This window comes from Lentzea sp. NBC_00516, assembly GCF_036346835.1.
Classification (GTDB): Bacteria; Actinomycetota; Actinomycetes; order Mycobacteriales; family Pseudonocardiaceae; genus Lentzea; species Lentzea sokolovensis.
This window is the reverse complement of record NZ_CP107840.1, coordinates 104,566-127,425: the sequence shown is the minus strand read 5'-3', so window position 1 is coordinate 127,425 and position 22,860 is coordinate 104,566. Positions and strand designations below refer to the sequence as shown.

Genomic DNA, 22,860 nt, shown 5'->3' with positions numbered 1-22,860 from the left:
TTCACTAGACGCCGTCCAGGGGAACTAGACACTCAGTCGACGCTGCGCACGATCACGGGTTCGTCGTCGGCCTGCACGACCCACTCCTGGGGCTCGCGCGGTTCAGGGACGACCGGCGCCCAGATCCCCGTCCCACCGGGACGACGCTGCCTGCGTAACTCGAATTCCTCTCGTGTGGTCATGCACCAGGGCTACCCGCCTGAGCGGAACGTATGCCTGACAGCATCGTCGTGATGGCCGCCATGACCCGTCGCGTGGCCTCGGCCAGCACCTCGGCGGTGAGATCGAGGTCGTACAGGTCCGACAGGTCGACCGGCGCTCCCGCGACGACCTCGATCCTCTTGCGCGGCAACAACCTCGGCAGGATCTTGCCCCTCGGCAACAGGTCCTGCGTCCCCCACTCGGCCACCGGCACGACCGGGACGCGGGATTCGAGGGCCATCCGCGCCACCCCGGACTTGCCCTTCATCGGCCAGTTCTCGGGATCGTCGGTGAAGGTGCCCTCGGGGAACACCATCACGCACTCCCCGTCGCGCAGCGCCTCCACAGCGGGCCTCAGCGCCTCTGAGGCCTTCACAGTGCCCCGCTCGACCGGAATGTGACCACCGGAGCGCATGACCCAGCCGACGACCGGCATGCGCCACAGGGAGGCCTTCGCGAGCACGCGCGGCACCCGGTTCGACATCAGCGCGAACACCACGGCCGCCACCGTGTCCGCATTGGACAGGTGGTTGAACGCGAGGATCACGCCGCCGTTGCCCGGCACGTGCTGCTTGCCGCGCACCCTGAGGCGCACGAACAGCACGACAACGGGCCACAGCACGTCGATCGCCAGCGAGAACCAGAATCCCCTGCCCCTGCGGGGCATCTTCCAGGTCCAGGCGGCCAGCTCAAGCGGTGTCACACTTGATATTCGAGCACGCCGGCGTTCTGAGTTCGGGTCAATTCGCCACGTTCGACGAGAACGTCGAGGTGCGCGGCCGTCTCACCGATGGCCAGCACCTGGTTGAACATGTCGAGATCGTCGAACCGGCGCTGCCGGCGGGTCCAGCCGATCTTGCGGGCGGTCTCGAACGCGCTGCCCGCCACGGCACGGAGGATCTCCTCCAGGCGCTGCTCGTGGAACTGCAGCAGCTCGTCGACGCGCTCGTGCGAGCTGTCGGTCACCGGCCCGTGCGCGGGCAGCAGCTTGAGGTCCGGCAGCTCACGGGTGAGCCGCAGCGACGTCATGTAGTCGCCGAGCGGCAGCTCGGGCCGGAGCGGCTCGAAGCCGATCGACGGCGTGATGTGCGGGAGCACGTGGTCGCCGGAGAACAGCACCTTCGCGGTGTGGTCGACGAACACGACGTGCCCGCGGGTGTGGCCAGGCGTCGGGATGACCTCGAGTTCGCGGTGTTCGAGGCCGACCGTGCTGCGGACGAGCCACTCGTCCGGCTCCTCGTAGTCACGCAGGGCCTCGCCGCGGTCGACGTGGTGCATGATCTTGATCCACGTCTCCGCCAGCTCCGCGGCGCCCCATTTGCGCAGGTCCGAGACGTGCTGGTCGTCCTGACCGTGCAGCATGTGCCGCAGCGCCGGCTGCTCGCCGAGGCCCAGCGCGATCTTGTTGCCGAACGTCCTGCGCAGCGACACGGCCATCGTGAAGTGGTCGCGGTGCACGTGCGTGATGAGGAACTTCCTGATGTCCTCGAAGCCCTTGTTCAGCGTGCCGAGGGCGGCTTCGAGCTGGTCGCGGGCCTCGTCCAGCGCCCAGCCGGAGTCGACCAGGACAAGGCCGTCGCCGTCCTCGATCGCGTAGACGTTGACCGCGCGCAGCCCGTCGTTCGGCAGCGGCAGCGGAATCCGGTGCACCCCTGGTGCGACCTCGAACGCGCCCGGCTCACTCCACACGCTCGCCACCTCATTGTTAGCGACAGCAACTATCCTTACCGGATAGTAACCCGGTATTCCGGATGCTTGTCGATGTACTTCGCCACGAACGGGCACAACGGGGAAATCTTGACATCACGGGCAAGCGCGTCGTCGAGCGCGTACTTCGCGAGCTGGGCGCCGAGGCCCTGACCGGCGTAGGCCTCGTCGACCTCGGTGTGCACGAGGGCGACGACCTCACCGATGATCCGGTACTCCAGGAACCCGGCGAGCGCGCCGTCGACGTGGACTTCGTAGCGGCTCTCGGCCTCGTTGTTGGTGACCACATCAACCATCTTGCCTCGGACGATGGAAAATGGCCCGCATGGACGTCTACCTGCTCATCCTGGGTGACCACCTGCCCAACCCGTGCACCGGGCAGGAGGTGCCGCAGGCCGACCGGCTGCGGGCGATGGTCGAGCAGGCGGTCGTGGCCGAGGAGGCGGGCTTCGCGGGCGTCGCGATCGGCGAGCACCACTTCACCCGCTACATCGTGTCCGCGCCCGAACTGCTGCTGGCGGCCGTGGCGGCGCGCACGTCGACGTTGCGGCTCTCGACCGGCGTGACGCTGCTGGCCCACCGCGACCCGGTGCTGGTCGCCGAGGCGCTGGCGACGCTCGACGTGCTGTCGAACGGCCGCGCCGAGCTGATCGTGGCGCGCGGGGTCGACAAGGAGACCGACGCGGCGTTCGGCGTGCAGCCGGGCGAGCTGCGGGCGCGGTTCGAGGAGCACCTGCGGTTGCTGCTCAAGCTGCTGGAAGAGCCGTCGGTGAGCTGGGACGGGCGGTTCCGGGGGCAGCTGAGCGACGTGACGACGACGCCGCGCCCGGTGCAGACGCCGCGGCCGACGGTGTGGATCGGGTCGGGGTCGGCGGTGTCCGCGGATCTGGGCGCCGAGCTGGAGATGCCGCTGATGCTGCCGTCGACGTTGCGGGATCCGTCGGCCTACCTCGAAGTCGTGCAGCGGTACCGGGAGCACTTCCCCGCCGGACGGGTCGGCGTGCCCAGTCATGTGTTCGTGTCGCGGGAGGACGCGCGGGAACGGTGGCGGCCGCATCTGGCCGAGTACGCGCGGTTCGCGGATCCGTGGCGCGGGGACGGCGACATCGATGTCGACGCGATCATGGACGGCGCCGCGGTGTGCGGCACGCCGGACGAGGTGGCGGCGCGGCTGAACGCGTTGGCGGAGCACCTGTCCATCGACACGCACCTGGTGATGGTGGACATCGGCGGCATGCCGCACGAGTCGGTCATCGAGACGATCCGGTTGTTCGGCGCGGAAGTGCTTCCGAAACTTGTTTAACGCGAGCGGTGCCAAGGGTTAACACGAGCTCGGCAGGATTGACGTCGTGGGCATCACCGTCATCGGCATCACGCATCCTGGGCAGGTCGGGGCTCTCCCCGGCGGCACGAACGTGCTGGTGCTGGCCGACGACGGCACGTACGCCGATGAGTTCCTCGACACCGACTTCGGCGCGCATCAGCTGGTGGTGCGCGCTCACGGGCGTGGGTCGGCGTTCTTCGGGGTGGCGGACAAAGCCCGTGAGTTGGGTGCGGATCGGATCCTCTTCGGTGGCATGCACGACACCGCCGCCTCTTTCGCCACTGGAGAGGATCCCGTGCTGGTGCTCGGAGTCCGGCCTCCCGGCGGCCCGATCGCGATCAACGCGGCGTTCGCCGAGTGGATGGACCGCTGGCCGAGGCCGGCGCGCGCCTACCACGGTGACGTGGACCACTGGCTCGCCGAGAACGCGTTGAGGGAAGGCCTCCGCGTGGAATTGGTTTCATGGCTGATGGAACCGACCGTCCCCTTGCGACGGAAGTTGACGGCTTAGGGTCTGCATCGAAGGTCTGGTTCGATGAGAGTCGCGCCTGAGGTGGTTCCTGGTGGTGCGGACGAACGGCCCGCATACCGGTGTTGTATGTGGGTCGTTCGGCCGTGCCGCCAGGGGCCGCCTCAGGCCCGGCTATCGCGGATCAGACTTTCGATGCAGGCCCTGGTCATCCGAAGGCTGAAGACATTGCCGCAGCAGTGAAATAACGTTTCCTCCAAGCAACCGCACGGCTACGTGGCGCAGCTGAGAGTTCTCTCAGTGTGGTGACTCGGGCGGGGGCACCGGGGTTAATCTCAGGGTCGATCTCAGTGGAAGACCTGAGCCTTCGGTGTGCCCGTGTCGCCGAAGATGGTGCGCACGAAGGCCCATAGGAGGGGACAAGAAGTGAGCGCGTCCGATGGAGTCGCGGCGAGAGCCGTCGACGTGTGGAAGTCTTACGGGTCCGGCGACGCCGCCGTGACCGCGCTCGCGGGGGTGAGCGTCGACCTGGACAAGTCCAGGTTCACCGCGATCATGGGTCCGTCCGGGTCGGGCAAGTCGACGTTGATGCACTGCCTCGCGGGTCTGGACGACGTCACGAGCGGTGAGGTGTGGGTCGGTGACACCAAGGTCACCGGGTTGAAGGACCGCGGTCTCACCGAGTTGCGGCGGGACAAGGTCGGTTTCATCTTCCAGCAGTTCAACCTGCTGCCGACGCTGACCGCGGAGGAGAACATCACCCTGCCGCTCGCGATCGGCGGCAAGAAGGTCGACAAGGCGTGGTTCGACGTCGTCGTCGACACGGTCGGTCTGCGCGACCGGCTCACGCACCGGCCGACGCAGCTGTCGGGTGGCCAGCAGCAGCGTGTGGCGTGCGCCCGTGCGTTGGTGTCGCGCCCTGACGTCGTGTTCGCGGACGAGCCGACCGGCAACCTGGACTCGCAGTCCGGCGCCGAGGTGCTCGGGTTCCTGCAGCGCTCCGCCCGCGAGTTCGGGCAGACGATCGTGATGGTCACGCACGACCCGAACGCAGCGTCGTACGCCGACCGCGTCATCTTCCTCAAGGACGGCCACATCGTCCGCGAACTGCTGTCGCCGTCGGCCGAAGAGGTCCTCGACACGATGAAGCACCTCGACTCCGTTGTCGCGGTGCCGCATGTTTAAGGCGACTCTCAAGAGCCTGCTGTCGCGCAAGCTCCGCCTGGTGCTGTCCGCGCTCGCGGTGGTGCTGGGCGTGATGTTCGTGTCCGGTTCGTTCGTTCTGACCGACACGCTCCAGCGTTCGTTCACCGACCTGTTCTCGTCGGCCTTCGCCAACGTGGACGTCTCGGTGTCACCGAAGGCGGAGAAGGGCAAGCAGCCGGAACCGCTGACGCCGCAGGCGATCTCCGACGTGAAGTCGGTGCCGGGCGTGGCGTCGGCCGTCGGTGACGTGCAGGGGTCCGCGCGGCCGATCGGCAAGAACGGCAAGGTCATCACCACGTCGGGCTCGCCCCGGTTCGGTTTCAACTGGACGGGCACCGGCCAGGAGAAGATCCGCGAGGGCAAGGCGCCTGCCGCGGACGACGAGGTCGTCCTGGGCGGGTATCTCGCGACGACCGGTGGTTTCAAGGTCGGCGACGACATCGCGCTGCTCACGCTGGAACCCAAGAAGACCTTCAAGGTCACCGGAATCTACGAGTACGCGGGCGGCCGTGACTCGCTGGGCGGCGAGCTGTCGGTGGCGTTCACCGAGCCGGTCGCGCAGCAGTTGTTGCTGGGCAAGAAGGACGTGTTCTCCGGCGTCACCGTCACCGCGGCCCAAGGCACGTCTGACGACGCGCTGCGGGACGCCGTCGCGGCCAAGCTCGGCTCCGGCTACGACGTCAAGACCGGTGCGGTGCTGGCGAAGGAGCAGGCCGACCAGATCAACGAGGGCCTGAAGTTCTTCAACTACGTGCTGCTCGGGTTCGCCGGCATCGCGTTGTTCGTCGGCATCTTCATCATCCTCAACACGTTCTCCATCATCGTCGCCCAGCGCACGCGGGAACTGGCGCTGCTGCGATCGATGGGCGCCTCCCGCGGCCAGGTCATCGGGTCGGTGGTGCTGGAGGCGCTGGTGATCGGCCTGATCGCGTCGATCGTCGGTCTCGGGGCAGGGATCGGCATCGGCGCGTTGCTGGCGAAGATCTTCAGCTCGGTCGGTGGCACCAACCTTCAGCTCGCGGGCATCGGCGTGCCGTCGTCGGCGATCATCTCGTCCTTCGCGGTGGGCATGATCGTCACCGTGATCGCGGCGGTCATGCCGGCGCTGCGGGCGTCGCGGATCGCACCGGTCGCGGCGATGCGCGAGGCGGCCACGCCGGACCGGCCGCTCACGAAGATCACGATCACCGGCGCACTGGTGGCCGCCGCGGGTGGCACGTCGCTGGCGTTCGGCTTCAACCAGGCCTCGCTGCCGCTGATCTTCGGCGGCATCCTCGTGGCGTTCGTCGGTGTCGCACTGCTGACCCCGATCCTGTCCAGGCCGATGGTGTCGCTGATCGGCCGCCTGCTGTCGTGGTCGATGCCGGGCCTGCTGGGACGCCGCAACTCCGCGCGCAACCCGCGCCGCACCGCGATCACCGCGGCCGCGCTGATGGTCGGTATCTCGCTGATCACCGGCGTGAGCGTCGTGCTGACGTCGGCGACCAAGTCGATCGAGAAGCTGGCCTCCGGGCAGCTGCAGACCGACCTGATCATCTCCGGCGAGGGCCAGATGGAGGGCCAGCCCGCAACGTTCAGGCGGGACGTCCTCACCAAGATCGAGAAGACCGACGGCGTCAAGTCGGCGGTCGGCTGGTCGCAGGACGGCGTGCTGCAGGGCGAGAACCAGTTGTTCGCGGTCGGCGTCACGGACATGCCCGCGCTGGCGACGATGTTCGCGCTCAAGCCGAAGTCCGGTGACATCGCGCCGCTCAAGGACGACCAGGTCGCGCTGCCGGAGGAACTGGCGGCCGAGAAGGGCTGGTCGGTCGGCAGCAAGGTCACGCTGCAGCTGGCCAAGGGCGAGCCGAAGGACTTCACCGTCGGCTTCATCTGGGTCAAGTCGCAGGTGCTGCAGGGCGCGCTCGTGCTGCCGGAGTCGGCGAGCAAGAGCTTCCGGTCGGACCAGATCGCCCAGGCGTTCGTCCAGGTCTCGCCGGGCGTGTCCGCGGCGGACGTGCAGAAGCGCGTCGAACCGCTGTTCGCGGACAACCCGGAGATCACCGTCCAGGACCGCAGCGCGTTCGTGAAGCAGACGACCTCGCAGTTCGACACGGTCCTGCTGATGATCCAGATCCTGCTGGCGCTGGCGATCCTGATCGCCGTCCTCGGCGTCATCAACACCCTGGCGCTGTCGGTGATCGAGCGGACCCGCGAGCTGGGTCTGCTGCGGGCCGTCGGCATGCGGCGGTCGCAGGTGATGCGGATGATCACCGTCGAGTCGGTGGTGATCTCGGTGTTCGGCGCGGTGCTCGGCCTCGCGGTCGGTCTCGCCCTGGGCGTCGCGACCGTGCAGGCGCTGAAGGACCAGGGCATCTCGGAGATCGGGCTGCCCTGGATGACCATGGTCCAGTACCTGGTGGTGGCGGCGTTCGTCGGCGTGATCGCGGCGATCCTGCCGGCGATCCGGGCCGCGCGTCTGAACGTGCTGGACGCGATCGCGTACGAGTAGGCAGAAAGAAGGGGCTGTGCCACGCCGTCGCGTGGTGGCACAGCCCCTTTTCTCATGCGTGCGGGCAGGTGTCCCGGTAGGCCGAGATGAGAGTGTTCGCGGCCGGTGCGGGGCACAGGAACTGGTCGTAGCGCAGGTCGTCGTCGACGAACCGCTTCAGCCACGACAGCGTGTACTTCCGCACCGTCACGTTGTCACTGCGCGGCGCCGAGTGGTCGCCGCCGCGCAGTTCGAGGAACGCCTTGTCGGGGGCGGCGGTCATCGAGTTGTAGAACGGCGTGGAGTGCTGCGAGTTGGGGGCGGTGGGGTCGTTCTGGCCGCCGAGCACCATGGTCGGCACCGCGACCGTCGGCCAGCTCTTGGTGGTGTGCCAGCCGGCCATCGGGATCGAGGCCTGCAGGGCGGGGCGGGTGGCCGCGGCGCGCAACGCTCCGCCGCCGCCCATGGAGTGGCCCATCACGGCGAGACGCGAGGCGTCGACGCGCGGGTTGGTGCGGACCACGTAGTCGAGCGCCGCCAGCAACTGACGGCCCCGGCTGTCTGGGTCGTCGAAGCCGGACAGGGTGTTGATGGTGATCACGACGAACCCGTAGGACGCCAGGCGCGGACCGAAGTGCGCGACGGACGTCTGGGTGGCGGTGAAGCCGGGTGAGACGGCGACCGCGCCGAACGTGAGATCGCTGGTCGGGGTGTAGACCGTGCCACCGCCGAAGTTCGACTGGCGGGCCACGGCCGCGGACGTCACGGCGAACGTGCCGCGAGAGGCCTCGACTGTTGCGGCCGTGGGTGCGGGGCCGCGCTCGTAGGGGTTGGCCGCCGCGGTGGCGACGGCGGGGCTGGCGACCGGGATCAGCGCCAGGGTGAATGCCGCAAGCACGACTTTGATGCGCACGACGATGACACCTCGATTGGTTGCAGGGGAACCAAAAACCGACGGCGAGGCTCACGCTACCGCCCAGTAGCCTGCCTGGGATTCGGCCACATGGATGGTTACGGGGACGTTTCGACGCTGTTCGACAGAATGTTTCCCAGGACCGGCTCGTCACCCAGCGCAGCGGACCGGGACTTTGTCGTCCTGTTCAGTCACCGTAGAAGCGGTATGCGGCGAATCAGATGGCGCACAAGGGTGATCACGTGCCCACCCGGAGACAGTTCCTCGTTCTGAGCTCCACAGCAGCACTCACCAGCCTGCTGTCCGAGACTCCCGCGTCCGCAGCCGAAATCGCGCAGCCCTACGCGTCCTACTGGCACCCGGCGACGATCCTGAACTGGGATCCGTCGACCGACCGGGACGCGAAGTACAACCGCAGCACGGTGCCGCTCGCGAGACGTGTCGTTCCGGCCAGACCGGCCAACGCGCACGCCCGTGCCGGCGAGGCCCGAGTGCAGGCGCTCGTGGCGTACGCGCCCACGAGCAACAACCCCGCACAGGGCGCGCTCGACATGAACTACTACGCCACGAACTACTGGCAGTACATCGACGAACTGGTGTTCTGGGGCGGGTCCGCGTCCGAGGGCCTGATCCTCGCGCCGAACCCGACGGTCACCGACGCGGCCCACCGCAACGGGGTCAGGGTGATCGGCAACGTGTTCCTCCCGCCGACCGCGTACGGCGGCCAGATCCAGTGGGTCCGCGACTTCGTCAGGCGCGACGGCGACCGGTTCCCGGTGGCGGACAAGATGATCCAGGTCGCCCGGCACCACGGCTTCGACGGCTGGTTCCTCAACCAGGAGACCGCCGGCGGCAACACCCAGCTCGCGAACGACATGCGCGACTTCATCGTCTACCTGCAGAAGTCCGGCCTGCGGATCATCTGGTACGACGCGATGACCGACAGCGGCAGCGTCAGCTGGCAGAACGCCCTGACCGCGCGCAACCGGATGTTCTTCGAGCAGTCCGACGAGATGTTCATGAACTTCTGGTGGAGCACGCAGGGTCTCGCGAGCTCGGCCGCACTCGCCCAGCAGATGGGCCGCAGCCCGTACGACCTGGCGTCCGGCGTGGACGTCGAGTCCAACGGCTACAACACGAGCATCGGCTGGGCGAGCGTCTTCCCCGAGAACAAGCCGCACGTGACGTCGCTCGGCTTCTACCGTCCGGAGTGGACGTTCAAGTCGGCGACGAGTCCCGCCGACTTCTACAGCCGTGACAACAGGTTCTGGGTCGGCCAGAACGGCGACCCGGCGAACACCACGACGACGGCGAACTGGAAGGGCATCGCCCACTACATCACCGAGCTGACGCCGATCACGAGCCTGCCGTTCGTCACGAACTTCAACACCGGCCACGGCAGGAAGTTCGCGGTCGGCGGCACGGTCCGGTCCACTCAAGCCTGGAACAACCTGTCGTTGCAGGACGTCCTGCCGACGTGGCGGTGGAGCGTCACCGGCACCGGCACGAAGGTCACGCCGTCGCTCGACTGGGACGACCCGTACGACGGCGGCACCGCACTGAAGATCACCGGCACCCCGCAGTCCGTCAACGATGTCAAGCTGTTCGCGACGTCGCTGAAGCTGACCGGTGCCAGCCAGTTCGAGATCGTCCACCGCACCGGCACAGGTCCGTCACGACTCCAGGCGATCCTGCGGTTCGGCACGGCGGAGAAGGTCCTCGACCTCGGCGGGGTCAGCGGGGCGTGGCGGCGCAGCGTCTTCCCGCTCGGTGAGCACTCCGGCGCGACGCTCACGGAGATCTCGCTGCGGGTCCTGCCCGGCGCGGCCGTCACGGCGTTGATCGGCCGGATCGGCGTGACGAACCCGGTCATGACTCCCCCGGCGGCACCGACCGGCGTCCAGGTCGAGCAGGTGAGCCGCACCAATGCCACGACGGCATCGGCACGGCTCACCTGGACTCGTTCGCCCGGTTCCATCAGGCAGTACCGGGTCTACAAGTGGACCGGTTCCGAGCGGATCTTCCTCGGTGGCACGACGAACGACGCGTACTTCGTGCCGGCGATCCCGCTCACCCCCGGCGAGACCGCGCACATCGAGGTCGAGGCGGTCAGCGAGGCGTTCGACGTCTCACCGCCCGCGACGATCTCCATCACTGGTACACCCTGACGTAGTCCAGCACCATGTCCTGAGGCAGCTGCGTCCCGGCCCCCGGCGGGCCGGGCCAGTCGCCGCCCACCGCGTTGTTGATGATGAGGAAGAACGGGTGGTCGTAGACCCACGGGCCGCGCGTGGTCTCCAGCACGTTCCGATCGACGGTGAAGAACCGGTTGCCGTCCACGCTGAACGTCATGTGGCTCGAGTCCCACTCGACCGCGAACGTCCGGAACGCCGACGACGCCGGAGCACCCAGTTCCAGCGGTGACCCGTACCCGCCCGCACCGAAGTACGCGGGCGCGTGCAGCGTCGAGTAGACCCGGTTCGGTTCCTTGCCGACGTGCTCCATGATGTCGATCTCGCCGGTGTACGGCCACGGCCTGCGCTGGTCGAAGAAGTCCGCGCCCAGCATCCAGAACGCGGGCCACAGCCCCTGCGTCGACGACACCTTGATCCGCGCCTCGACCCGGCCGTAGGTGAAGTTGAACTTGCCGTAGGTGTTGAGCCGCGCGGACGTGTACTGGCAGGTCCCGCTGCCGCTGACCGGGTCCACCGGGCACGCGCTGCCGGGCGTCACCTCGCGCCGCGCCTGCAGCACCAGGTTGCCGTTGCCGTCGTGCCGGGCGTTGTTGTTGTTCGTGTAGTACTGCAGCTCGTTGTTCACGCCCGGCCCGGTCTCCGGCGTCCACTTCGAGGCGTCCGGCCCGGAGCCCGCGGGCGCGTTGAACTCGTCCGCCCACACCAGCCGGCCGGGGAACGACGGGTTCGGCGGCAGCGGCGGTGGCGTGATCGGCGCGCCACCCGTGCCGTAGACCTGGAACTCCCACAGCGAGTAGCCGTAGCCGTTCGACCTGGCCGTGCCGTACATCCGCACGTACCGGCCGGTGCCGCTGACCGTCAGCGTCTCCTTGAAGCCGCGGCTCGTGGTGGTCGAGTAGATCTCGCGCCAGCTGGAGTTGTTGTCGGAGACCTCGATCCGGTACGCCGTGGCGAACGCCGGATCCCACTGGAGCACGACCTTGGAGATCGTGGCGGTGGCGCCGAGGTCGACGGAGATCCAGCCGGGATCGACCCAGCCGTTCGTCGCGCTCGTCGCCCAGCGGGTCGCCGGATCGCGGTCGAACGCCTTGGCCGGGGTGCACCCCGAGCAGTTCGGGTCGTCCTGGAACGTCGACGCGGCACCGGTCCTGCCGTAGGACAGCAGGGTTTCCCCGCCGTTGCCACCGTCGCGGGTGCCGAACACCTGGAACTCCCACAGCGAGTAACCCCACTGAGTGGCTCGTTGAGCGAGGTCGAGGCGCACGTACCTGCCGGTGCCGGTGACCGGGAGCGTTTCGGTGCCGCCCGGACCGGTCGTCGTTCGACGAAGTTCCTGCCAGGTGGTGCCGTCGGCGGAGATGCTGAGCGTGTACGCCCGCGCGCTCGCGGCCTCCCAGGCCAGCACGACCTGGTCGACCCGCGCGGACGAGCCCAGATCGATCTGGATCCACTGCGGGTCGCTGAACGCGCTGGACCAGCGGGTTCCGGCGTCGCCGTCGACCGCGGCCGTCGCGGCGAAGGCGGCGTTCTCGCTGCTGGACGCGGTGACAGGACGGTTCTGCGAGATCAGCGGACCGGCGGCCGAGGCCTGCACCGGGACGAGCAGGGCGGTCGCGACCATCGCCGCGACGAACAGGGGGAGTCTTCCGCGTTGAAGCCTTCCTGACATGAATGCTCCTGAGGCCGGAGAACGGGACGGCGGCGCGAGAGAGCGCTCTCTGGGACAGGAGTTCAGAGCCGAGAGTCAGGGCATCAGGCATGCCGTGTCAAGAAAACCGGGACTTCTGAACGTTTCTTGCGGATTGACGCCTGATTGCGTTCTGCGCCATGCTCGATGAGCGTGAGAGCGCTCTCCCAATCCTGCTGCGGAGAGGAAAGCTTCAATGAGGAAGCCTTTGTTCCACATCGCCGCCGTCATCGGACTGATAGCCACGGCTCTCAGCATTCCCGTTGCGGCACAAGGAGAACCTGTCCGCGTGGCCGAGTTCCTCGCGGAGTGCCCGATCAGCCACCGGCTGGCGGACGACCCGATCGTGCTGCCGAACCTGGCCGGTGCCTCGCACTTCCACGACTTCTTCGGCAACCACTCGACGAACGCCCGGTCCACCCAGCAGTCGCTGGAGGGCCAGACCGGCAACTGCAACCCGGCCACGGACATCTCGTCCTACTGGGTGCCGACGCTGTACCGCGACAACACGGCGATCGCACCGACCGGGGTCACCTTCTACTACCTCGGTGAAGGCGTGAACAACCCCGGGGCGATCCAGCCCACGCCGTACGGGTTGAAGATCGTCGCGGGCAACGCGAAGGCCACGGGCGATGCCGACAGCATCGCGCGCTGGTCCTGCCTGCACGCCGGGCACGTCAACCCGTCCAAGAACTTCGTCACGTGCCCGGCGGGCACGATGCTGGAGACCTACCTGGACTTCCCGCAGTGCTGGGACGGCCGCAACCTCGACTCGGCCGACCACAAGTCCCACATGTCCTACCCGGTCGCGGGCGGCTGCCCGTCGAGCCACCCCGTGTCCGTGCCGAAGCTCCGGATGGTGCTCAGGTATCCGGTCAGCGGCAGCACCGCCGGACTGCGACTCGCTTCCGGTACAGGGCAAACGATGCACGGTGACTTCTTCAACGTGTGGCCGCGCGCCGAGATGGAGCGCCGCGTCCGCAACTGTCTCAACGTGGTGATCAAGTGCGACCACGCCGGCAACCACGGTTGACAGTACTCCTGCTGGCAGGCCTTCTCGCGGCCTGCCAGCAGGCTCCACCTCCACAGCCAGCACCGCCCTCGACTCCTCAGAACGGTTACGGCGCAACGGAGCGGGCGTTCGTCGAGCTCGCCATCGCCACCGACGAGCAGGCGCTCAGACTGCTCGACCTGACGGAGAACGCCTCGCTCAAGGAGAACCGGAACATCGAGCTCGCCGAACTGAGGAAGCTGCTCGACGCGCCGTACGTGAACAACCACGCCGGGCACGACATGCCCGGCATGCCAACGGATGCCGAGATCCAGCTCGCCTCGACCAGCCCGGACGCGCTCCGGCAGTTCGTCCACACGCACCTCACCGAGTCGCTGGAGGTCGTGCGCTCGGCCGGTTCCGCGATCACCCATCCACCGACCGCCGAGGTGGTCAAGCTGATGGAACGCCACCGCACGGCGGAACTGGCGGCCGGGTGAAGCGCGTGACGCTGGAGGAGGTGGCCCGCGTGGCCGGAGTGTCGCGCGCGACCGCGTCGAGAGTGGTCAACGGCGCCTCCAGCGTGGACGAGTCGCTCCGGCACGCCGTCCAGAAAGCCATCTCCAGCACCGGTTACCTGCCGAACATCGCCGCGCGGTCGCTCGTCACGCGCCGGGCAGCCGCGATCGGGCTGCTGCTGCCGGACGAACGCCGGATGGACGGCGACCCGCACCTCGCGAGCGTCGTCAGCGGCGTCACCAGGGTCGTGCGACCACTCGGCATCCACCTCGTGCTGATGATGACCGGGCCGGGCACCCGCGAGCAGGCGTTGAGCGACCTGCGGTGCGGGCGGCTGGACGGCGTGATCCTCGTGCACACCGATCCCGCGGACCCGGTGCCCGGTCAGCTGATCGCGGCCGGGTTGCCGGTCGTGCTGGCAGGCCGCCCGCTCACGCCGATGCCGATCACCTACGTCGACGTGAACCAGACGGTGGGCGCCGCACTGGCCGCGCGAAGGCTCAAGTCGTTGCAGTGCAACAGGATCGCGACGATCACCGGGCCGCAGGACACCCCGGCGGGCCAGGACCGGCTCGCCGGGTTCCTCGCCGAGGTGCCGAACGCCGTGGTGGTGCACGGCGACTTCACCCGGCAGTCCGGCGTCGCCGCCATGGAACGGCTGATCGGCTGCTGCCCGGACGTCGACGGCGTGTTCATCGCCTCGGACCTGATGGCGAACGGCGCGATCCCCGTGCTGCACCGCAGCGGCCGCAAGGTTCCCGACGACGTGGCGATCGTCGGGTTCGACGACAGCAGCGCCGCGCTGACGTCCGAACCCGAGCTCACGACCGTTCGCCAGCCGATCACCGACATGGCCGCGGAGATGGCGCGTCAGCTGCTGCGCCAGATCAGCGAACCGCGCTCCCCCGCCACCTCGGTGGTCTTCGAGCCGACGCTGGTGGTGCGGGACAGCGGCTGAGTCACGTCCGCGTCCTGATCGGCATGTCCCTCGCGATCGCCCAGGTACCGGCCAGCGCGACCACGAACGACACCGCGAGCAGCAGATACCACTCCGGTCCGAGCGCGTCCGGGATCTCGTCGAGGAACGGCAGGTTGCCCGAACCCGGGAGCTGCACGCGTGTCGCGACCACGAGCGCCAGTGCGACCGGCAGCACCAAGATCCCGCCCGCGCCGAACCTGTCGAACGCCGCCGCGCAGAGCATGCCCACGGCGATCCAGACGAGGTACATCAGCAGGTATGTGAGCTGGGTGCTGTGCTCGTCCGCACGCCAGTCCATCAGCGAGTAGATCCCGCCCTCGGCGAGGAACCCGAGCCACTCGACCGCCGTCATGACGAGTGCCAGCACGACGGAGAACCCGGACGCCGCAACGAGGAACTCCCGCCGTGTCCGGCCGTGCGCGACAGCGATCGGCAGCATGACGTGGATCGCGTAGACGCCCATGAACAACAGGAACCAGGGCCCGATCTGGGAGGCGACGACGTTCCACGCGCTGATCTCGACGTCCCGGAAGACCGAGACGACGAACGTCAGGGCCACGACGAACGCGAACGCGCCGCCGGCGACCATTGCGGAGAACGTGGTGAGGGAAGCGGTCAGGTGACGGAAGATCTTCACCGCTTGCCTCCGACCGGGTCGGTGAGGTGGACGAACAGGTCCTGCAACGCGATCGGGCCGAGCTCCAGGCCGAGCTGACGGGCGCGGATCAGCTGCTCGTCGTCCAACGCGCCGTAGACCATCGCAGCCTTCGTGCGCCCCAGCGACTTCTCGCTGAGCACGGTCAACGCCGCGGTGAACTCGTCGACGTCGGAGGCGTTCCCGGTGACCTCGGTACCGCGTGAGCGCAGTACGTCGGCCTCCTCCTGCAACACCAACCGGCCGCTGTCGATGATCAGCACCTCCTCCAGCAGCGAGGCGAGTTCCTCGATGAGGTGCGTGGAGATGACGATCGTGCGCGGGTGCTCCATGAAGTCGCCCAGCAACGCGTCGTAGAACGCGTACCGGGTCGGCGTGTCCATGCCGAGGTGCGACTCGTCCAGCATCGTGAGCGGCGAGCGGCTCGCGAGCCCGATCACGACGCCGAGCGCGGACCGCTGCCCCAGCGACAGTTCGCCGACCTTGGTCCTCAGCTCGATCTTGAACAGCTCCGCGAGCTTGAGCGCGTAGTCGTTGTCCCACGTGTCACGCCAGGCCGCGCCGTACGCCAGCACGTGCGAGACCTTGTCACCCTTGTCCGCGGCGTCGGCGCTGTGCCGCACCAGGCACACCTGGCGCATCGCGGCGGCGTTCTCGAACACCGGCAGGCCGTCGAGCTGAACGGATCCTGAAGCCTTGCGGTAGCCGGCGAGCGCCGACATCAGGCTGGTCTTGCCGGAGCCGTTGCGCCCCAGCAGGCCGTAGATCTTGTTGCCGGACAACGAGAAGCTCATGTCGTCGACGGCCGTGACAGCACCGTAGCGAACCGTTAAGCCCTGCACGTCAACCCGCATCACACGCCCCCGTTGTTCTCGTGCTGTTCGATCCGGCGGATGACCTCGGCGAGCGGAATGCCGATGGCGCGCGCCTCCGCGACCATCGGGTCCACGACCTCGCCGAAGAACGACTCCCGCCCCTGTTCCCGCAGCATGTCGCGAGCCCGCGTGCTCACGAACATCCCGATCCCCCTCTTCTTGTAGAGCACCTGCTCGTCCACGAGCTGCTGGAAGGCCTTCGCGGCCGTCGCCGGGTTGATCCGGTAGTAGGCGGCGTACTGGTTGGTCGACATGACCTGCTCGTCCGCCTTCAACGCCCCGCTGAGCACGTCCGCCTTGATCCGGTCGGCGATCTGCCGGTAGATCGGGCTCCGGTCGTCGAACACGGTCAGTTCCTTGGTTCGTTACTCATGTAATGAACCATAGCAGTGGCGGCGTAGCATCGGCCAGGTGGTCGGGGTCGCGATTCTGTGCGCGGTGCTCGCGGCCGGGTGCAGCGCGCTCGGTGCGATGTGGCAGCACGCCGGGGTGCGGGAGACGACCGATCTGAAGCTCACCTCGGCGCTCCAGCTCGTGCGCTCACGCCGGTGGGTCTACGGGTTCCTGGTGCTCTTCGCGTGTGCCGTGCTGCAGGTCGTCGCGCTGGCGCTGGCCCCGGTGTCGGTGGTCGCGCCGCTGAACGCGCTGGCCATCCCGATCATCGCGGTGACGCGGGCGCGGCGGCTGACCGGACTGCTCGCCGTGGCGGTGCTGGTGACGACGGCCGGGATCGTGGTGTTCGTGTCCATCACGGCGGGCGCGGCGGTGCCGACCGAGGTGTCGCCGAAGGTGGCGCTGCAGGCCGGGCAACTGGTCGTCGCGGGCGTGCTGGTGTGGGTGGTGGCGGCGACGTTCACCGCGGACGCCGTACGGGCGCTGGCGCTCGCCGTGGGCGCCGGGATCGCGTACGGACTGGTCGCCGTGCTGGTCAGGGACGTGACGACCACACTGCCGGTGATCGAATGGTTCTCGCTCGGCGGGTTGGCCGTCGCCTTCCTGACCGGAGCGTGGTTCATCCAGCTCGGGTACGCCGCCGGGCCGCCGGATCTCGTCGTGGCCGGGCAGACCGTGGTGAACCCGATCGTCGCCGCGTGGATCGGTATCAAGCTGCTCGGCGAGGGCGCCGTCATGAGCGCGCTGACGCAGGCCGGTCTGGTGATCAGCGCGGTCGTCGCGGTGTCCGGCACCGTCGTGCTGGCCTACTACCACCGTGCCAGAGTGACGGCATGACCTTCGTCGTCACGGGTGGCAGTGGTTCGCTGGGCAGGCACGTCGTCGCCGCGTTGCCGGGGGCTCGCTCCGTTTCCCGTTCCTCCGGAACGGATCTGGTGCGCGGCACCGGCTTGAACGCTCTGCGGGCGGACGTGGTGGTGCACTGCGCGACCTCGTTCCGGCACGAGGTTCAGATGGCGCGGGCGGTGCTGGCCTCGAAGCCCGCGCACCTGGTCTACATCTCGATCGTCGGCTGCCACGAGGTGCCGCTCCCCTACTACCGGCAGAAGCTCTCCGCCGAACGGCTGATCATCGATTCCGGTGTGCCGCACACGATTCTGCGGGCAACGCAGTTCCACTCGTTGCTGCGCGGGATGTTCGACGCCGCTTCGAAGCTGCCGCTGATGCTCGTGCCGGGGTTCCGCTTCCAGCCGGTCGACGAGGCCGAGGTCGGCCTGGAACTGGCCTCGCTGGCCCAGGCACCGCCCGCGGGCAAGGCACCCGAGATGGGCGGCCCGGAGATCCGCGAGGCCGTCGACTTCGCGCGGATGTACTTGGCGGCAACGGGAAAGCAGCGTCGGCTCGTGCCGGTGAAGGTGCCAGGAGCGACGTATCGCGCCTACCGCGCGGGCGGGAACCTGACTCCCGGCCGCGCGGTGGGCAAGCGAACGTTCGAGGAGTACCTCAGCGGATCGAGGCAGGCCTGAGGTCCGTCCAGTTCTCCTCGACGTACGACAGGCACGCCTCGCGGTTCTCCTCGCCGAAGACCTTGGTCCACCCGGCGGGCACCTCCGCGAACACCGGCCACAGCGAGTGCTGCTGTTCTTCGTTGACCAGCACGAAGAATCGGCCTTCCGGGTCCTCGAACGGGTTGGTCATCACAGGTCCTTCCTCATGGAACTACTTGACTGCCTGGAGCTTCGGTTCTGCCTGCCGCTGGGCGACTCGCCGCAGCACCGAGTCGAGGATCTCGCCGACGCGCACCGCGGTGTTCGACAGCAGCGACGACGTGATGCCGTGCGTGTGTTCGGTGCCGCCCTGCAGGTAGATGCCGCCGCTCAGGCCGTTGTCCGTGACGACGCGGTAGTCGCGGGTCACCTTCAGCCGGCCGCGCTCGTCGCGTTCGCAGTGGCCGGCGAGGTCGCCGAGGAGCCTGACCGGGTTCGCCGGCCGGTAGCCCGTCGCGTAGACGATCACGTCGGCGTCGATCGGCAACCGGCTGCCGTCGGCGAGCGACTCGACCACGCACCTGCCGTCGGCGGTCACGCCGGTGAGCTTGGAGGTGTTGTGCAGCAACAACCTTTGCCGGCCGACGACCTTCTCCCGGTACACCCGCCGGTACAGCTCCTCGATCAGGTCGCCGTCGACCACGCCGTAGTTCGTGTTGGCGTGGTAGCCCATCAGCTTCTGCTTGACCTCCTCCGGCGCGGAGTAGAAGTCGTCCACCGCGGCGGGGTCGAAGATCCGGTTCGCGAACGAGCTGTCGTCGGCGGGGCTGTAGCCGTACCGCGCGAAGACGCCGTGCACCTCGGCCTCGGGGAAGCGGTCGTGGAAGAACGCCACGGCCTCGGCCGCGCTCTGGCCGGCGCCGACCACGACGACCTGGCGCGGGTCCTTCAGGCTGTCGACGCGGGTGAGCAGGTCCTTGTTGTGCCAGATCCGGTCGCTCGTCTCGATGCCGTCCGGCAGGTTGGCCTCGAGGCCGGTCGCCAGCACGAGGTTGCGGGCCCTGACCTGCTGCTCGCCGACGGCGAACTCGAAGCCGTCGGCACAGGTCCGCACCTGCGACACCTCGGCGCCGTAGGACACGTGGTGCCCGACCCGTTCGGCGGCCCACTCGAAGTAGTCGTGGAACTCCTTGCGCAGCGGGAAGAGGTTCTTGTGGTTGACGAAGTCGATCAACCGCCCGCGGTCGCGCAGGTAGCACAGGAAGCTGAACCCGCTGGTGGGGTTGCGCAGCGTGACGAGGTCCTTGAGGAAGGACACCTGCATGGTGGCGTCCTCGAGCAGCATCCCCCGGTGCCAGCCGAACCGCGGCTGCCTCTCGAAGAAGCGAGCCCTGACAGGCAGCGCGTGTTCCTCCACTGCGATCGCGAGAGCGAGGTTGGACGGCCCGAAGCCTATTCCGGCCAGGTCTAACACCGGTTCCATCGCGATCCTCTCCTGGCACTCCTTGACGTAAAGCGACCTAACTTAACTAAGGCATGCCTTAGCTAGTGCATCAGGGCGTGATCTACGCCGCTGGATCGAGGTTCAAGCCGCGGAGATGGAACCGGCCCGGTCGCTGTGGGGGCGCAGAGATTCCACAACGACCGGGCCGGAGACTGGACCGAGCCGGGACTACGCTCGCGATCGGGTGATCAGGTCGCGGAACCACTGCGCGCTCTGCTTCAGCGTGCGTTCCTGCGTCTCGTAGTCGACGCGGACGATGCCGAACCGCTTGGCGTAGCCGTAGCCCCACTCGAAGTTGTCCATCAGCGACCACGCGAGATAGCCGCGCACGTCCGCACCTGCGCGCACGGCCTCCGCCACGGCGGCGATGTGCGACTTCAGGTACTCGACGCGGTCGGTGTCGGCGACGTAGCCGTCCTCGACGTCGAGGTCGTCGAAGGCCGCGCCGTTCTCGGTGATCACCATCGGCACGCCGTAGTCCTGGTGCAGACGGACCAGCAGTGCCGTGAAGCCCTCGGGAACGATCTCCCAGTCCATCGCGGTGACCGGACGGCCCTGCGGCACCACCTCGGACACTGCCGGGTCGTCGGTCGCCTTGTGGACGTGCGAGGTGTAGTAGTTCACGCCGAAGACGTCCAGCGGCGTCGAGATGATCTCCATGTCGCCGGGGCGGACCGGGATCCCGGCGCCGCGCGCGGCGATGTCGACCAGCACGTCCTCGGGATAACGCCCGTGCACCAACGGATCCATGTAGATCCGCGTGCCGAGGCCGTCCGCGCGCCGGGCCGCGTCGATGTCGCGCGGGTCGTCCGAGGCGGCCGTGTGGGTGCCCATGTTCAGCGTGATGCCCAGCGACGCCACGCCGCGCGTCCGAAGCTCCTGTGCGGCAAGGCCGTGCGCCAGCAGCAGGTGGTGCGTCGCGCGCATGGCCTCGGCGAAGTTCTTGCGGCCCGGCGCGTGTCTGCCGGTGTCGTAGCCGAGCACGGCCGAGCACCACGGCTCGTTCAGCGTCGTCCACGTCGGCACGCGGTCGCCCAGCGCGTCGTGCACCAGGCCCGCGAACTCGGCGAAGCGGTAGGCCGTGTCGCGGTGCGGCCAGCCGCCCGCGTCCTCCAGTTCCTGCGGCAGGTCCCAGTGGTAGAGCGTCAGCCAGGGGTCGACGCCCTTGCCCAGCAGCTCGTCGACGAGCCGGGAGTAGAAGTCGATGCCCTTGGCGTTCACCGGGCCGCGGCCGCCGGGCTGGATGCGCGGCCACGACACGGAGAAGCGGTACTTGTCCACGCCCAGGCGAGCGATCATCGCCACGTCGGACGGCATGCGGTGGTAGTGGTCGCACGCCACGTCGCCGTTCTCGCCGTTCAGCACGGCGCCGGGTCGGCGGGAGAACGTGTCCCAAATGGACAGTGTCCGGCCGTCCTCGTCGTACGCGCCCTCGATCTGGTACGCCGAGGTCGCGACGCCCCAGAAGAAGTCCCGGGGCAGCCCTCCAAGAGGATCAGACGCAGTCACGTCAGACACGCGCGTCCTCCAGCCAGCACGCCACGCGACGGCGTTCCTCGACGGACTCCAGCGACGGCATCCGCTCACCGCAGACGTCCATCGCGGACGGGCAGCGCGGGTGGAACGGGCAGCCCGACGGCATCGAACGCAGGTCCGGCGGCGAGCCGGGAATGCCCTTCAGCTCACGTCGAGGCCCGCGCAACGCCGGGAACGACCCCAGCAGGCCCTGGCTGTACGGGTGCTTGGCGGCGCGGTAGATCTCGTCCGCCGGCGCCTCCTCGACCACTCGCCCGCCGTACATGATCGCGATGCGGTCCGAGAACTCGACCAGCAGCGAGATGTCGTGGGTGATGAAGACGACCGAGAAGCCGAGCGTCTCGCGCAGCCGCATCATCTGACCGAGGATCTGCCGCTGCACCACCACGTCCAGCGCGGTCGTCGGCTCGTCCATGATCACGATCTCGGGTTCCAGCGCGAGCGCCATCGCGATCATCACGCGCTGCCGCATGCCGCCGGAGAGCTGGTGCGGGTACGAGCCCAGCCGGTCGACGGGAATGCCGACCAGGGACAACAACTCGCGGCCGCGCGCCGTCCGTTGCGGGCGCTTCATCTGCGGCCGGTGGGTGCGCAGCACGTCGTCGATCTGCGTGCCGACCGAGATCACCGGGTTCAGGGCGTTCATCGCGCCCTGGAACACGATCGCGATCTCGTTCCACCGCAGCACCTGCAACTGCTTGTCGGTCAGCGACAGCAGGTCCTGGCCCTTGAACAGCACCTCGCCGGACGGCACCTTGCCCGGCGTCTGCAGCAGCCTGGTCGCGGCATAGGCCAAAGTGGACTTGCCGCTGCCGCTCTCCCCCGCGAGACCGAGCACCTCGCCCGCGTTCAGCGTCAGCGAGACGTTGTGCACGGCTCGCAGGTTGCCGTAGTCGACCGAGAGATCGCGGATCTCCAGCACCGGGCTCATGCGCGCACCTTCCGCAGGCGGGGATTCGCGTACTCGTCGATCCCGAAGTTGATCAGAGCCAGTGCCGTGCCCAGCAACGCGATGCACAGCCCGGCGGGGACGAACCACCACCACGCGCCCAGGCCGAGCGCCTGGTTGCTCTGCGCCCAGAACAGGATCGTGCCCCAGTTCCAGGTCGACAGCGAGATCACGCCGACGAACGACAGGGTGATCTGCAGCATGACCGCGAAGATCACCGTGCCGACGAAGCCGGAGCCGATCACCGCCAGCAGGTTGGGCAGCACCTCGAACACGATGATGCGCCAGGTCCGTTCACCGGACGCCCGCGCGGCCTCCACGAAGTCCCTGCGCCGCAACGACATCGTCTGAGCGCGCAGAATCCGGGCGCCCCACGCCCACGCCGTCAGGCTGATCACCCCGGCGATCAGGACCGTGTCGGCCGACGGCAGCATCGAGGCCACGATGATGATCAGCGGCAGTGCCGGGATCACCAGGAAGACGTTGGACAGCATGGACAACGCCTCGTCGGCAGCGCCACCGAGGAACCCGGCGGTCACCCCGACCAGGATCGACAGGAAGGTCGCGAGCACACCGCACACCAGCCCGACGACCATCACTCCCCTGGTGCCCACGAGCACCTGGGAGAAGATGTCCTGCCCGGTCATGGTCGTGCCGAACCAGTGCGCGCCCGAGGGCGGCGACAGCAGGTCGTCGCTCATCGCGGACGGGTCGTACGGCGCGATCCACTCGCCGATCACCGCGATCAGCGTGAAGAAGGCCAGAATGCCGAGGCCCAGCTTGGTCTTGAAGTTCATCGG

Annotated in this window: 24 protein-coding genes; 10 read left to right on the top strand and 14 right to left on the bottom strand. The window is 68.3% G+C overall.

The features are described 5' to 3' along the window. Positions 1-32 precede the first annotated feature (32 nt). The 4 genes from OG205_RS00600 to OG205_RS00585 are packed head-to-tail and all read right to left on the bottom strand — an operon-like array spanning position 33 to position 2,195. Entirely contained in the window at positions 33-182 is a 150-nt protein-coding gene (locus tag OG205_RS00600; protein WP_330274229.1) for a hypothetical protein, read from the bottom strand. Beyond that, entirely contained in the window at positions 179-904 is a 726-nt protein-coding gene (locus OG205_RS00595) for a lysophospholipid acyltransferase family protein (protein WP_330274228.1), read from the bottom strand. Before OG205_RS00595 ends, OG205_RS00600 begins: the two co-directional genes overlap by 4 nt. Then, entirely contained in the window at positions 901-1,890 is a 990-nt protein-coding gene (locus OG205_RS00590) for an MBL fold metallo-hydrolase (protein WP_330274227.1), read from the bottom strand. Before OG205_RS00590 ends, OG205_RS00595 begins: the two co-directional genes overlap by 4 nt. 35 nt (positions 1,891-1,925) lie before the next feature. Next, positions 1,926-2,195: a GNAT family N-acetyltransferase gene (locus OG205_RS00585; RefSeq protein ID WP_396425015.1), complete on the bottom strand. Its 270-nt coding sequence runs from the start codon at positions 2,193-2,195 to the stop codon at positions 1,926-1,928. A 38-nt stretch (positions 2,196-2,233) separates the two neighbouring features. On the opposite strand from OG205_RS00585, the gene OG205_RS00580 reads away from it, so the two are divergent. The 4 genes from OG205_RS00580 (at position 2,234) to OG205_RS00565 (ending at position 7,398) form a co-directional block, all read left to right on the top strand. Continuing rightward, a complete protein-coding gene (locus OG205_RS00580) occupies positions 2,234-3,211 on the top strand; it encodes an LLM class flavin-dependent oxidoreductase (protein WP_330274225.1) in 978 nt (325 codons plus the stop codon). Positions 3,212-3,257: 46 nt separating this feature from the next. Next, a complete protein-coding gene (locus OG205_RS00575; protein WP_330274224.1) occupies positions 3,258-3,743 on the top strand; it encodes a hypothetical protein in 486 nt (161 codons plus the stop codon). Between the two features lie 348 nt (positions 3,744-4,091). Further along, entirely contained in the window at positions 4,092-4,886 is a 795-nt protein-coding gene (locus OG205_RS00570; RefSeq protein WP_330278073.1) for an ABC transporter ATP-binding protein, read from the top strand. After that, complete coding sequence (locus tag OG205_RS00565; RefSeq protein WP_330274223.1) at positions 4,879-7,398, top strand: ABC transporter permease; 2,520 nt, start codon at positions 4,879-4,881, stop codon at positions 7,396-7,398. The genes OG205_RS00570 and OG205_RS00565 overlap by 8 nt, the downstream gene beginning before the upstream one ends. Before the next feature lie 52 nt (positions 7,399-7,450). Here the strand turns inward: OG205_RS00565 and OG205_RS00560 are convergent, their stop codons facing one another. Beyond that, positions 7,451-8,290 (bottom strand): dienelactone hydrolase family protein, encoded by an 840-nt coding sequence (locus tag OG205_RS00560; protein WP_330274222.1) that lies wholly within the window; start codon positions 8,288-8,290, stop codon positions 7,451-7,453. A gap of 242 nt (positions 8,291-8,532) precedes the next feature. On the opposite strand from OG205_RS00560, the gene OG205_RS00555 reads away from it, so the two are divergent. After that, positions 8,533-10,458: an endo-beta-N-acetylglucosaminidase gene (locus OG205_RS00555; RefSeq protein WP_330274221.1), complete on the top strand. Its 1,926-nt coding sequence runs from the start codon at positions 8,533-8,535 to the stop codon at positions 10,456-10,458. Here the strand turns inward: OG205_RS00555 and OG205_RS00550 are convergent. Next, complete coding sequence (locus OG205_RS00550) at positions 10,442-12,154, bottom strand: discoidin domain-containing protein (RefSeq protein ID WP_330274220.1); 1,713 nt, start codon at positions 12,152-12,154, stop codon at positions 10,442-10,444. The genes OG205_RS00555 and OG205_RS00550 overlap by 17 nt on opposite strands. 214 nt (positions 12,155-12,368) lie before the next feature. Here OG205_RS00550 and OG205_RS00545 point away from each other — a divergent pair, with 214 nt between their 5' ends. Genes OG205_RS00545 through OG205_RS00535 form a run of 3 tightly spaced genes read left to right on the top strand, consistent with a single transcriptional unit; the run spans position 12,369 to position 14,640 of the window. Next, positions 12,369-13,205, top strand: a complete 837-nt coding sequence (locus tag OG205_RS00545; protein WP_330274219.1) for a DUF1996 domain-containing protein — start codon at positions 12,369-12,371, stop codon at positions 13,203-13,205. Next, positions 13,202-13,663: a hypothetical protein gene (locus OG205_RS00540; RefSeq protein ID WP_330274218.1), complete on the top strand. Its 462-nt coding sequence runs from the start codon at positions 13,202-13,204 to the stop codon at positions 13,661-13,663. Before OG205_RS00545 ends, OG205_RS00540 begins: the two co-directional genes overlap by 4 nt. 5 nt (positions 13,664-13,668) lie before the next feature. After that, the gene (locus tag OG205_RS00535; protein ID WP_330274217.1) at positions 13,669-14,640 is read left to right on the top strand and encodes a LacI family DNA-binding transcriptional regulator; all 972 of its coding nucleotides are present in this window, start codon (positions 13,669-13,671) and stop codon (positions 14,638-14,640) included. Position 14,641: 1 nt separating this feature from the next. On the opposite strand, the gene OG205_RS00530 is transcribed toward OG205_RS00535, so the two are convergent. The 3 genes from OG205_RS00530 to OG205_RS00520 are packed head-to-tail and all read right to left on the bottom strand — an operon-like array spanning position 14,642 to position 16,538. After that, a complete protein-coding gene (locus OG205_RS00530; RefSeq protein ID WP_330274216.1) occupies positions 14,642-15,298 on the bottom strand; it encodes a hypothetical protein in 657 nt (218 codons plus the stop codon). Then, complete coding sequence (locus OG205_RS00525; protein WP_330274215.1) at positions 15,295-16,110, bottom strand: ATP-binding cassette domain-containing protein; 816 nt, start codon at positions 16,108-16,110, stop codon at positions 15,295-15,297. The genes OG205_RS00530 and OG205_RS00525 overlap by 4 nt, the downstream gene beginning before the upstream one ends. A 59-nt stretch (positions 16,111-16,169) precedes the next feature. After that, positions 16,170-16,538 (bottom strand): GntR family transcriptional regulator, encoded by a 369-nt coding sequence (locus tag OG205_RS00520; protein ID WP_330274214.1) that lies wholly within the window; start codon positions 16,536-16,538, stop codon positions 16,170-16,172. Between the two features lie 64 nt (positions 16,539-16,602). On the opposite strand from OG205_RS00520, the gene OG205_RS00515 reads away from it, so the two are divergent. Together OG205_RS00515 and OG205_RS00510 are read left to right on the top strand one after the other, a co-directional pair. Next, entirely contained in the window at positions 16,603-17,421 is an 819-nt protein-coding gene (locus OG205_RS00515) for a hypothetical protein (RefSeq protein ID WP_330274213.1), read from the top strand. Further along, a complete protein-coding gene (locus OG205_RS00510; protein WP_330274212.1) occupies positions 17,418-18,110 on the top strand; it encodes an SDR family oxidoreductase in 693 nt (230 codons plus the stop codon). The genes OG205_RS00515 and OG205_RS00510 overlap by 4 nt, the downstream gene beginning before the upstream one ends. Here the strand turns inward: OG205_RS00510 and OG205_RS00505 are convergent. The 5 genes from OG205_RS00505 to OG205_RS00485 form a co-directional block, all read right to left on the bottom strand. Next, positions 18,088-18,282 carry an MbtH family protein gene (locus OG205_RS00505; RefSeq protein ID WP_330274211.1) on the bottom strand — a complete coding sequence of 65 codons (195 nt, stop codon included), beginning with the start codon at positions 18,280-18,282 and terminating at the stop codon, positions 18,088-18,090. The two genes, OG205_RS00510 and OG205_RS00505, sit on opposite strands and share 23 nt — an antisense overlap. 21 nt (positions 18,283-18,303) lie before the next feature. After that, positions 18,304-19,554, bottom strand: coding sequence for a lysine N(6)-hydroxylase/L-ornithine N(5)-oxygenase family protein (locus OG205_RS00500; protein ID WP_330274210.1), 1,251 nt, complete (start codon positions 19,552-19,554; stop codon positions 18,304-18,306). 189 nt (positions 19,555-19,743) lie between these two features. Further along, on the bottom strand, positions 19,744-21,084 hold the full coding sequence (locus tag OG205_RS00495) for a GH1 family beta-glucosidase (RefSeq protein WP_330278072.1): 1,341 nt from the start codon (positions 21,082-21,084) through the stop codon (positions 19,744-19,746). A gap of 1 nt (position 21,085) precedes the next feature. After that, positions 21,086-22,042 (bottom strand): ABC transporter ATP-binding protein, encoded by a 957-nt coding sequence (locus OG205_RS00490; RefSeq protein WP_330274209.1) that lies wholly within the window; start codon positions 22,040-22,042, stop codon positions 21,086-21,088. Continuing rightward, complete coding sequence (locus tag OG205_RS00485; protein ID WP_093604263.1) at positions 22,039-22,857, bottom strand: ABC transporter permease; 819 nt, start codon at positions 22,855-22,857, stop codon at positions 22,039-22,041. Before OG205_RS00485 ends, OG205_RS00490 begins: the two co-directional genes overlap by 4 nt. Positions 22,858-22,860 lie beyond the last annotated feature (3 nt).